Genomic DNA, 12,238 nt, shown 5'->3' with positions numbered 1-12,238 from the left:
ATCGAAAAGCAAACACGCCTTGGTCAGGCGCTGCAGCTAGATATTTAATTGTATTTGTCATTTTATTTATATTATAATACGGAGCATTTTCATCAATGTCAAGACTAAAATCATGTTATGATCGCTCCAGCTTTTTTTTCAGTTTCCTGACATCCTTGAGAGATAGTCCAAACTCAGAAGCGAGTTCAATCATGTTTGAGTTTTGTTCTCTCTGTATAAAATCATGAAAATCAACCCCGAACAGCTGATTTTCACCAGATTGTGCAGACATCCCTTTTTCTCCAAATCTCATAATGCTCACCCTTTTTTATGTAGTCTGTTCTATTCTTTCCATTTTCAGATGAAATGTTTCATAACAGGGAAATTTAATTCCCAGCTAAAAATGATTGCTGAGATACCGATATTAGAAGGGAAATTGCACAAGATGCAGAAGTATTTTAGGACCAAAGTTATCTTGACTGCCGGCACCTTGTTTGTTTTTCTGTTAATAAGGATTTTAATTATGAAAGGAGGCGGCCTGTTGGAGAAAAGAAAACCACTTATTCTCGTGATATGCCTCATGCTTTTGGCTGGCATAACACAGGCGGAAACACAGGTTAAAGCTGAAAACAGTTCTGTAACAATTACCACCAATAATCTTAACGTCCGTCAAGGACCAGGCTTAAGCTATCCAATTCTGGGACAAGCCCAGAAAGGAGATCAATTTAACACCCTTTCCCGTGAAGGAGAATGGATTAAAATTAATTTCCAGGGGGAAAATGGCTATGTGGCCAGCTGGCTTGTTTCCGATATGACCACCAGTCAGACAGGAGAAAAAGCCGGCAGGACAAATTCCCAGGCAATCATCACAGCAGATGGCCTGAGGGTGAGAAAGGGACCTGGTACAAGTTACGGTGTTATGGGGACTATCCAGAAAGGAACAGCCTATAAGGTCAAGGGCACAGAAGGAAGCTGGGTTAAGATCCAAACTCCTTATGGAGATGGATGGGTCGCAAATGAATTCGTCCAATACAGCGGCAGCCAAAAGAAAAATTCACTAAGCAGCAGCAAAACCGGGAAAATCACAGCAAACTCCCTAAATGTGAGAAACAAGCCATCGCTTCAAAGTGACATCATCGGCAAACTAAATTCAGGGGAGACAGTAGCTGTTTTTTCTCAAAATGACAGCTGGACAGAAATCTCTTTCTCGGGCAATACCGGATGGATCAGCAGCCAATATATTACTGTTCAATCTTCACCATCAGAAAGTAAACCAAAACAGTCAGCATCCGGGAAATCCGGCACTGTTACAGCAACCTCTTTAACCGTAAGAAATAAAGGATCGTTAAATGGGAAACCAATTGGTTCTGTTACAAAAGGACAAACTTTCCCTATTCTTGAGCAAGCTGATAATTGGGCAAAGATAGAATATCAGCCTGATTCTTATGGATGGGTGGCAAGCTGGTTCATAGACATAGCCGCCGGGAAGAATTCCGGCTCTTCCCAGCAAGGTGTAAACGGCAGTTCTGCAATTATATTACATAACGGATCAAATATTAGGAAAAAAGCGAGTACCCAATCGTCTGTCATTCACAGGGCAAATAAAGGGGATAGCTTTGAAATTATCAGTCTGAATAACGATTGGTATGAAATTCGCCTTCCAAATGGCGGGCAGGGTTTTGTTGCCGGATGGATCGTCACCGTTGAGGGATCTGCACCTGCAATAACAAAACCGGGGGCGGAAAAGCACCTGAAAAATAAAACAATCGTCCTTGATCCCGGCCATGGAGGCCGTGATAACGGGACAACAGGAGCCCGAGGGACCCGTGAAAAGGATATAACGATCAGGACCGCTCAATTGCTCGCCGATAAACTAAGGGCGGCAGGTGCCAATGTCATTCTGACCAGGAACGGAGATACCTATTTGCCGCTGCCTTCCAGAGTAGGCATTTCACATTATCATAATGCAGATGCTTTTATCAGCATTCATTATGACAGCACGCCAGATCGGACTGCAAGAGGGGCGACTACCTATTACTATCATTCTTTTCAAAAGGAACTTGCAGCCAATATCCACTCTAATGTAACAGCGATGACAAACCTGAGAGATCGGGGCTATAGAGTCGGAGATTATCATGTGATAAGAGAGAATAAACGCAATGCCGTTTTAATCGAACTTGGATATCTGAGCAATCCGGCTGAAGAAGCTTTGATTGCTTCTGCACAGTACCAGCAATCGGCAGCAGCAGGAATTTTTCAGGGACTTGCCCGTTATTTCAAAAATTAGCAAAAGCCCCGGCAAATGTTTGCCGGGGCTTTTTGCTTAATTAAAAAACTTTACTTGCTTTCTAAAATTAACGTAACTGGTCCATCGTTGGTTAATTGAACATCCATCATGGCGCCGAATTCACCTGTTTCTACTTTCAGGCCTTTAGCTTCTAAAAACCGGTTAAAAGCATCGTAGATTTTTACAGCATGCGCAGGGCTTGCCGCTTCCATGAAATTGGGCCGTCTGCCCTTTCGGCAATCTCCATATAAAGTAAACTGGGAAACCGAAAGAATTTCACCTTCCTGATCCAGCAGTGATAAATTCATTTTGCCATTTTCATCTTCGAAGACGCGAAGATTGGCAACCTTATCAGCCAGAAAAGCTGCGTCCTCTTCCTTATCTTCATGGGTGACTCCAACGAGCAAAACAAACCCCTTTTTGATGCTTCCTACGGTTTTGCCATCCACCGTAACGCTGGCTTCTTTGCTTCGCTGCACTACAACACGCATTCTATCTGCTCCCCTTAGTTCATAATCCTTCTTACTGCATAAATATCAGGAATTTGTTTGATTCGTTCCACAACCTTTTGCAGGTGGCTGACATTGTGTATGGCAATGGACATATTAATCGTTGCTGATTTATTGCGGTCGGATCGTCCTGATACTGCTGAGATGTTGGTTTTTGTTTCATTAACAGCCTGAAGGACCTCGTTCAATAATCCCCTGCGGTCATAACCGGTAATTTCAATTTCAACATTGTATTCTTTCCGGTCATTTAAGGCTGTTTCCCACTCAACCGGGATGAGCCTTTGTTTCGCATCATCCGTTTCTATATTAGGACAATCATCACGGTGTACAGAGACTCCTCTGCCCTTTGTGATAAACCCGACGATTTCATCTCCCGGGACAGGATTACAGCAGCGTGAAAGGCGAATCAGCAGGTTATCAATGCCTGACACCCGGACACCGGATTCGCGTTTTTTTGCAGATGGAAAAGTCTTCAGTTCCGAAACAGCATTTGTAATATCGGAGGTTTGTTCGAGATCTCGTTTCTTGCGCCATTTTTCTGTCAGCCTGTTGGCTACCTGAAGTGCCGTTACCCCGTTATAGCCAACGGCGGCATACATATCTTCCTCTGTGGCAAAATTGAATTTCTCTGCGACCCTTTTAACATTTTCAGATGTCAAAATTTCCTTCAGGTCGAAATCCATATTGCGAATCTCCCGCTCAACAAGCTCTTTCCCTTTTTCCACATTCTCTTCTTTTCTTTGCTTTTTGAAGAAAGTCCGGATTCTATTTTTTGCCTGTGAAGTCTGAGCAAGCTTCAGCCAATCTTTGCTCGGTCCATAGGAATGCTTGGATGTCAGAATTTCGATGATATCGCCGGTCTTCAGTTTATAATCCAGCGTGACCATTTTTCCATTGACCTTGGCACCGATTGTCTTATTTCCAATTTCCGAATGAATCCGGTAAGCAAAGTCAATTGGAACAGAGCCGGAAGGAAGTTCGATGACATCCCCTTTAGGAGTAAAGACAAACACCATATCGGAAAACAAATCGATCTTCAGTGATTCCATGAACTCTTCAGCATTTGCAGCATCATCCTGAAACTCCAGGATTTCACGGAACCATGTCAGCTTCTCCTCAAAAGAAGAGCCCTCATTCACTCTTTTTCCTTCTTTATAAGCCCAATGGGCAGCAATACCAAACTCTGCAATTCTGTGCATATCCATGGTACGGATCTGGACTTCCAGCGGGTCACCTTTTGGCCCGATAACCGTAGTATGAAGAGATTGATACATATTCTGTTTAGGCATGGCAATATAATCTTTAAAACGGCCGGGCATCGGCTTCCAGCATGTATGAATGATCCCGAGAACCGCATAGCAATCTTTAATGCTGCTTACAACAATGCGTACAGCAAGCAGATCATATATCTCATTGAATTGCTTATTTTGAAGCGCCATTTTTCGATAGATGCTGTATATATGCTTAGGGCGGCCGGATATCTCTGCTTTAATTGAAACCTCTGACAGTCTGCCCCGCATGACATTGATAACATCATCTAAATACTCTTCCCGTTCCGCTCTTTTTTTCTTCATCAGGTTTACAATCCGATAATATTGCTGCGGATTTAGGTACCTTAGAGCCGTATCTTCAAGCTCCCACTTAATCTTTGAAATTCCAAGCCTATGGGCAAGAGGGGCAAAAATTTCAAGCGTTTCGTTTGAAATGCGGCGCTGCTTTTCAGCTGGCAGATGCTTAAGTGTCCGCATATTATGAAGACGGTCAGCAAGCTTAATTAGGATCACACGGATGTCCTGGGCCATTGCCACAAACATTTTCCGATGGTTTTCAGCCTGCTGCTCTTCCTGTGATTTATATTTAATTTTCCCCAGTTTTGTTACACCATCGACAAGCATTGCCACTTCTGAATTGAAGGCTTCTTCGATATTCTCCAACGAGACTTCGGTGTCTTCAACCACATCGTGAAGAAAGCCGGCAGCAACCGTTGATGGATCCATCTCCAGGTCAGCAAGGATGCCTGCCACTTGAATTGGATGGATAATGTATGGTTCACCGGACTTCCTATATTGTTCACGGTGGGCATGCTTGGCAAACTCGTACGCTTTTTTTACAAGCTCTGCATGCTCATCGTTTAAATATTCTTTTGCTCTGTTGATGACTTGCTCGGCGGTCAGAACTTGATCGTTCGCCATGGAATCACCTTTATCTCCCTGAATTTTATGCTTTTGCATAATGTAAAAATTTTGAAATTGGTCATTTATAACAAGTTATAAAAAAAATTAATATTGCTACTATTATCGAAAAAAAAAGTGAAGATGTAAAGGGATAGACTGTTATTTTTATGGGAATAACAGAAATTTTGTCGTTTTTTGTCCGAATTTCTTTATTGTTTTTCCATAATTGGTTTTGGAAGCACTTTATATATCTATTTTCACAGATAAATTAAAAAGAGCGCCATTTCGTCTGGCGCTCTCCTGGTATGAAAAAATAATTAATACTGCATCAATGTCAGAATATCGTAGTCGTCAAGCTTTTTACGGCCGTCAAGGTAAGTTAATTCGATAAGGAATGCAATGCCTGCCACTACTCCGCCAAGTTCTTCAACCAGCTGGATGGTTGCATCGATTGTTCCGCCTGTCGCAAGGAGATCGTCAGTAATCAGAACTCTTTGCCCGGGTTTGATGGCATCTTTATGAATGGTTAAAACATCTTTGCCATATTCCAGGCCATAATTAACCTTGACTGTTTCACGGGGAAGTTTTCCTTCTTTGCGGACAGGGGCAAAACCTACACCTAATGAATAAGCAACAGGGCAGCCGATGATGAATCCGCGGGCTTCCGGGCCAACAACCAAATCAATTTTCTTTTCACGGGCATATTCAACAATTTGGTCAGTCGCATACTTATACGCCTCACCGTTGTCCATAAGTGTTGTAATATCTTTAAATTTTATGCCTGGCTTCGGCCAATCTTCAACAATTGTTATATACTGTTTTAAGTCCATTTTTCTTCCTTTGCCTCCTCAAGTTTTACAGCCCCTTGCATAACTTCATCAAACCAGTCTTTGAGCTGCTGAAAGGATGAATAGAGCAAATCGCTCTCAAGAGTGTATTGTGCCTGTTTAAGCTGATAGGTTCGCGAATCAGCTAAATCACGTTTAATTGATGTATTGTTTAACGAAATGACACCATTATTTATTTTAACAAAATCCAATTCAAAAAACACTTGAGACATAAAATCTACCGTTTCCCTGCTCCATCCCTTATGCTTCGCTATATCATTCCCATGACGCCTGATATCGATCGAGCCTTTTTTAGCAAGCAGGGCAAAATACCACTTAAAATGATCTCTTGTTGGAATAGTGCTGAAATAGTCACTGTCCTCTTTATAAAAATGAGCATATATTCTGGCAGGTTTTTTTCCAGAGAATACATGAGCAAGCATTGCCTTTGAAGGCGGCAAATCTGCAAGCACGATGTTTGAGCCTTCCAATTTTAAAGCTTTTGCATCCTCTTCAGATGTTATTTTCACCATATTTTTCTCTGCGAATGTCCTAAACTTTGATATATATTCCTCATTAAAAAATATCCAAGTTGTGTTTACCTCAGGAATGACGCTTTGAAGCCTTTCGAGCCGCTTTAAACTCCGGATATCGAATAGCTGCCAGGAGTTCACTGCCATATCCTGCAGGAATATTTGCGGTTTTTTAATATTATTCCATTCATTAATGGATAATTCACCAATAACCGATAGCTTGGAATATGGTGAAATATGCTCATGCAAATGTCCGAGGCCAAAGCCGATTCCATCAAGGGAAGATCCATCATTCTCGATAGTGACCTTTATATGAGTTTGATCAGATCCGATTTTTCTCATAGCGGCAATATTGGCCTCTTTTATCATAACTTTCGGTTTTGGATTTCCCATCCCAAATGGGGCAAGCAGCTGCATTTCCTCAATAGAAGAGAGGCTGATATCCTTTAGATGGAAGACGCCATCAATGCTGGTTACCGGAATATAATCTTCCTCGGTCAGCTGTTCATTTGCAAGAGTATTCAGTCTATCCCTGAGGTCATCGACCGATTCAATTGACAATGTCATTCCTGCCGCCATTGGATGCCCTCCAAAGTGGGGTAGGATATCCCGGCATTCAGAAAGATTTTTGAACAGATCAAAACCTTCTATACTTCTTGCTGATCCCTTTGCCAGCCTTTTTTCACTGTCATAACTGAGAACAATGGCCGGGCGGTAAAACTTTTCAACAAGCTTTGAAGCTACTATTCCGATTACACCGGCATTCCAGCCTTCTTTGCCTACAACAATTACTGAATTCTCACTGATTGGAAAATTTGTTTCGACCTCTTTAAACGCTTGTGCCGCAATGTCATTGACAATAGCTTGCCTCTCTTTATTTAACATTTCAATTTCTTCGGCAATAGCTTGTGCTTCATAAGGATCGTTTGTCAGGAGCAAATCCACTGCAGGATCCGCACTTTCAAGCCTGCCGGCTGCATTGAGGCGAGGCCCGATTGTAAAGCCGATTGTTTCTTCACTAATGGATGGAAGTTCAATTCCAGCAGCTTTAAACAAGGCATTCAAACCTGTATTCTTAGTTGATTTCAGCTTTTGAATCCCGCGCTTGGCAATAAGCCTGTTCTCTCCCGTTAAAGAAACAAGATCGGCAATTGTGCCAATTGCAGCTATTTCCAAAAGGTGATCAGGAAGTTCACCATATAGCGCATGTGCAAGCTTAAATGCTACTCCAACTCCGGCCAGTTCCCGGAATGGGTATCTGCTGTCCGGATGCTTAGGGTGCACAATTGCCCATGCTTCAGGAAGCTCCGGGCCAGGCTCATGGTGATCTGTAATAATTAAATCCATCCCAAGCTCTTTTGCAGCCTTTGCTTCATTTACAGCCGATATCCCTGTATCTACAGTAATAATTAAACGGATTCCGGCATCAGCGGCATGTTCAAAAGCCGGGATATTAGGTCCATAGCCTTCAGTAAATCGATTTGGTATGTAGAATTGGACGTCAGCACCGAGATCTCTAAGTGCCATCATCATGACAGAAGTGCTTGTCACTCCGTCCGCATCATAATCACCAAAAATTAAGATAGGTTCCTGTTTTTCAATTGCTTCTTTTATTCTGGAAACAGCATTTTCCATATCTGACATTAAAAAAGGATCATGAAATTCCTGGTCTTTATCCAATAAAAAATACCGTGCTGAATCAACGGTATCCATTCCGCGATTAATTAACAGCGATGCGGCAAGAGGAGCAATATTCAATTCCTTTGAAAGCTGCTGCACCTTATCCTCCTGTGTTTGCCGAACAATCCATCGCGTTCTTGAATGTAACATACGTTCACCCCTCAGCTTATTAATTATACAAGAGGGGGACATGTGTTTCAATAAGTTAAAATCGGGATATTCCATACAGTTTTGGAAAGAAAGATATTAATTGCCGGTCATTTTTTGAGAGCAAAAGAAAAACTTGAGCAAAAGCCCAAGCCTGTTTTATTTTAATGTATATCCCTATCCAGTTCTTTTTCGGACTCTTCTTTATCGGCATTATCCTTTACCGCATGTCCTGCATTCAGCTTTTCATTTTCCTTTTTTAATATTTTCACTTTCCTTTGAAGTGAATAAATGCGGACAAGGCCTACAGAACCGACAATCAATCCTCCCATAAGGACTGATCCTAAAATCACAAGAATGAGCGGCCACTGGCTTTGCCCAAACAAGTAGTTTACCGTTACATTATCAACATTGATTACTGCAAAAACAGCAACTATTAGTGCAAATAAAAAACCAAATAATAAAGCCCATTGAAATTTCATACAATCCTCTCCCAAATATATTCTCTAATTTATGCGCTCTTCCCTATAAGGATTAATGTGCACAAATACATTTTGCACATTTTCCAATCCAAGCAGTTTGCGTTTCACTTCTTTGCCCACCCGATGGCCATCCTCAACAGTCATATTCGGATCCACTGAAACTTTAATATCTACAATTACATAATGTCCGTGTTCCCTGGCGTGCAGTTCATCAATCCTTTTAACCTGTTCAACGGATTCAGCAGTTTGGCGCATCTCAAGTGTATCTTCTTCATGAAGCACATGATCAAGTGTGCTATGAATTGATTCTTTACCCAGCCGCCATGCCATCTGGAGAATCATAAGGGAGACAATGAGGCCAGCAACAGGATCTGCATACTCAAGCCATTCGATCCCCATTCTTCCGCCAATAATCGCACATCCAATGCCTATTAAAGCTGCAATTGATGAATATACATCTGAACGGTGTTCATAGGCATTTACAATTAAAGCATCACTGTTAAGTTTCTTTCCCAAATTATACTTATAACGAAACATTGCTTCTTTCACAATGATAGAAACCAGCACTGCAGCAATCGCAATTGCTTTTGGAGGTTCAATTGGCGAAAAAAATGACTCAAATGATGCTTTGCCGATTTCAATTCCCACGAGGAACAGCAAGACCGCAACAATTATGGCTGCAATCAATTCAGCCTTTCCATGACCATATGGGTGATCCTCATCCGGCGGCTGTTTTGCAGCTCTCAGCCCCAAATACACAGCAAAGGATCCGGCTACATCTGAAGCAGAATGGACCGCATCCGCCACGAGCGCTTTACTCCCTGAATAAACGCCTATTCCCCATTTGATGGCAGCAAGAATAATATTGCCCACGATGCCAATTATAGCTGCAAATTCAGCTTTCTTAAAACGATCGTTATTTTCCAAAGCGATACTTCCTTCCTCCCTGAACTTGTTTTTAGTTTATCCTATTTTCCGGAATCATTAACCATTTTTGTAAAACAGACGGCATCCTGTATTTCAGATTAATAAAAAAAAACTCAGGCATTCGCCTGAGTTTTTGAAAGTATTATACTTGAGGTTCGTCACTGACTTTGCGTTTTTCTTTTACGGTATTAATAACGCCTTTTTCTTTCAGTTCTTTGCCTTTCCATACTGCCCACATCTGCGCAGCAAGGAAAATCGATGAATAGGTACCTGCGATTAAACCGATCAGAAGCGCAAACGAGAAATTTCTGATTGACTCACTTCCAAACACCAATAGCGCTACGACAGTAAATACAACAGTTAAAACAGTATTCACTGAGCGGCCAAGCGTTTGGCGAAGACTTTTGTTTACAACATCAGCAATATCCTCGAATGATTTGAGCTTTTTCTTTTTCTGCATATTTTCACGCATCCGGTCGAACGTTACGATTGTATCGTTGATCGAATAACCGACTACCGTCAGTACTGCTGCAATGAAAGTAATGTCCACTTCAAGACGCGTAAAGCTAAATACAGCGATTATAAAGAAGGCATCATGCAGAAGCGCAAGAACTGCAGGAACAGCCATTTTGATTTCAAAACGAATGGTTACGTAGATGATAATGCCGACAGAGGCTATGGCCAAAGCGATCAGCGCGTTTTTGGCAAGTTCCTTTCCAACTGTCGGTGAAACCGTACTGACATTTGGATCTTGACCGAATTTTTCATGAAAATGAGTCTTTAAATCGGCAATTTCATCTTTTGTCAGCACACCTTTTAACCTTGCAACACCAGTTTCTTTATTATCACCTGAGATGACAATATCATCAGTCTCTAATCCTACTGCTGATAATTCAGTTTGGAGCTCCTCTTTGGTTAAAGGTTCATTAGCCACCTGCTCGATGCGCGTACCGCTGGCAAAATCAATTCCGAGGTTCAGTCGGAATATGGAAACAACGATTATTCCCACTGCAATTAACACAGCAGATAGAATGAAAAACTTTCTGCGATGCCCTACAAAATCAAATTTATCGAACTTGGTCGGCAAATCAAGGGTATCGTAATTTTCAGCAATATTTTTGATCTCACTTTTCTTAACCCCAAACCAGCCTGGCTTTTTATTCAGTGCTTTACTATGGACCCAAAGACCCATAAGCAGCCTTGTGCCATAAACCGCAGTAATAAAGCTTGCCAGGATACTTATAATAAGCATGGTAGCAAATCCTTTTACAGAACTTGTCCCATACATGAATAAAACGCCTGCTGCTAGTATCGTTGTGATATTTGCATCAAATATGGTCGAAAGTGAGTTTTTCTCACCAGCCTGGAAAGCTGATTTGATTGTTCTGCCCACTTTTATTTCTTCACGGATTCTCTCGTAGGTAATGATATTTGCATCAACAGCCATACCAACCCCCAGAATCAGCGCAGCAATACCAGGCAGTGTCAATACGCCATTCATCCAGTCAAATACGAGTAAAATCAGATAAATATAGAAAGATAATGTAAGTGTCGCTATAAACCCAGGGAAACGATATACCGCAATCATGTAGATAAATATAATTGCAATTCCAATGATACCGGCAAGAATAGTCGTTTCCATTGCCTGTTCACCGAATTTCGCACCTACCGATGTCGAATAAACTTCATCGAGCTGTACAGGCAGGGAACCGGCATTCAATAAATCCGACAGTGTCTGTGCTTCTTCAATCGTAAAGTTCCCAACAATTGACACGGTATCCTGATTAAAAATCTGGCTTACCTGGGGAGCAGATAAGTATTTTGGATCTTCTTTTGCTGACTCTGCCTGGAATGAATCCTGGCCTTCTTCAAAATCAAGCCAAATGACAAGCAGGTTATTTGGCGCCCCCATATTGACAATTTTTTGAGTTACATCTTTAAATTTGCTGGCACTCTTTAGCTTCAATGAAACACTTGGCTTTCCGTTTTCATCGAATGTCTGCTTAGCACCGTTTTCAGCAAGGTCTGAACCATCCATCATCAATTGATCATTAACATCTCTAAATGATAGATTAGCTTCTGTGGACAGAATTTCCCTTGCCTTATTCTGATCTGTTACACCAGCAAGCTGAACACGGATCCGCTTATCTCCCTCAATCTGGATATTCGGCTCGCTGACACCGAGAACATTGATTCGCCTATCCAGTGCTTCAGCAGTACTTGCAAGGACATCTTTATTTACCTTCTGCCCATCTTTTGGTGTTACCTCATAGAGCACTTCAAATCCGCCCTGCAAATCAAGGCCTAGCTTAATATTTTTTAAGATGTTGTTTGTCGTTGCCCCTGCCAAGCTTCCCAATAATAAAACAATCAGGAAAAAGGCAACGATACGGCTGCGCTTTACCATTATGAATAAATCCTCCTTAGCTATCGCCCGCTATTTGAAATAACCACATTAGCATCTGTGATGCATTATTTGCCATACTGGCTTGCGTCGGAAAGCTGCATAGCTGTTAAGCAGCCTCCCGTAATAAGATTTTCGTTCGAACCTAGCCGGTTTTTACCATTCGTTCTTAAATTTCACTTTATGTATGAACAATGACATGAAAAAGACCGTTTACTCCGCTTTTCATTATGAAACAGATTGTAAAACCTGTCAATTTGCCTTATATCATGTTAATTTGTGTAAAAAT

At 41.6% G+C, this 12,238-nt stretch carries 9 protein-coding genes and 1 other annotated feature (1 of these 10 cut by a window edge); of the genes, 1 reads left to right on the top strand and 8 read right to left on the bottom strand.

The window, feature by feature from the left end; translation table 11 throughout:
- Nucleotides 1–3, bottom strand: a binding site (T-box leader) (it extends 237 nt beyond the left edge of the window).
- Between the two features lie 112 nt (nucleotides 4–115).
- On the bottom strand, nucleotides 116–292 hold the full coding sequence (locus QUF73_23290; GenBank protein MDM5229035.1) for a hypothetical protein: 177 nt from the start codon (nucleotides 290–292) through the stop codon (nucleotides 116–118).
- Between the two features lie 228 nt (nucleotides 293–520).
- Between QUF73_23290 and QUF73_23285 the strand changes: the two genes are divergently transcribed.
- Nucleotides 521–2,266 carry an SH3 domain-containing protein gene (locus QUF73_23285; GenBank protein MDM5229034.1) on the top strand — a complete coding sequence of 582 codons (1,746 nt, stop codon included), beginning with the start codon at nucleotides 521–523 and terminating at the stop codon, nucleotides 2,264–2,266.
- 50 nt (nucleotides 2,267–2,316) lie between these two features.
- Here the strand turns inward: QUF73_23285 and dtd are convergent, their stop codons facing one another.
- From dtd to secDF, 7 genes are all read right to left on the bottom strand, one after another.
- On the bottom strand, nucleotides 2,317–2,757 hold the full coding sequence (gene dtd / locus QUF73_23280; GenBank protein ID MDM5229033.1) for a D-aminoacyl-tRNA deacylase: 441 nt from the start codon (nucleotides 2,755–2,757) through the stop codon (nucleotides 2,317–2,319).
- Between the two features lie 14 nt (nucleotides 2,758–2,771).
- Nucleotides 2,772–4,967: a bifunctional (p)ppGpp synthetase/guanosine-3',5'-bis(diphosphate) 3'-pyrophosphohydrolase gene (locus tag QUF73_23275; GenBank protein ID MDM5229032.1), complete on the bottom strand. Its 2,196-nt coding sequence runs from the start codon at nucleotides 4,965–4,967 to the stop codon at nucleotides 2,772–2,774.
- Between the two features lie 299 nt (nucleotides 4,968–5,266).
- A complete protein-coding gene (locus QUF73_23270) occupies nucleotides 5,267–5,779 on the bottom strand; it encodes an adenine phosphoribosyltransferase (GenBank protein ID MDM5229031.1) in 513 nt (170 codons plus the stop codon).
- On the bottom strand, nucleotides 5,770–8,139 hold the full coding sequence (gene recJ / locus QUF73_23265) for a single-stranded-DNA-specific exonuclease RecJ (GenBank protein MDM5229030.1): 2,370 nt from the start codon (nucleotides 8,137–8,139) through the stop codon (nucleotides 5,770–5,772). Before recJ ends, QUF73_23270 begins: the two co-directional genes overlap by 10 nt.
- Nucleotides 8,140–8,300: 161 nt before the next feature.
- Nucleotides 8,301–8,618 carry a DUF1049 domain-containing protein gene (locus tag QUF73_23260; protein MDM5229029.1) on the bottom strand — a complete coding sequence of 106 codons (318 nt, stop codon included), beginning with the start codon at nucleotides 8,616–8,618 and terminating at the stop codon, nucleotides 8,301–8,303.
- Nucleotides 8,619–8,642: 24 nt separating this feature from the next.
- Nucleotides 8,643–9,545 carry a cation diffusion facilitator family transporter gene (locus QUF73_23255; GenBank protein ID MDM5229028.1) on the bottom strand — a complete coding sequence of 301 codons (903 nt, stop codon included), beginning with the start codon at nucleotides 9,543–9,545 and terminating at the stop codon, nucleotides 8,643–8,645.
- Nucleotides 9,546–9,687: 142 nt separating this feature from the next.
- Nucleotides 9,688–11,952 (bottom strand): protein translocase subunit SecDF, encoded by a 2,265-nt coding sequence (gene secDF, locus QUF73_23250; GenBank protein MDM5229027.1) that lies wholly within the window; start codon nucleotides 11,950–11,952, stop codon nucleotides 9,688–9,690.
- Nucleotides 11,953–12,238: the final 286 nt, after the last annotated feature.

The sequence above is a fragment of the Cytobacillus sp. NJ13 genome (assembly GCA_030348385.1).
In the GTDB taxonomy this organism is placed as follows: Bacteria; Bacillota; Bacilli; order Bacillales; family Cytobacillaceae; genus Cytobacillus.
Note: the sequence above shows the minus strand (reverse complement) of the source record. Positions and strands in the feature narration are given on the sequence as shown.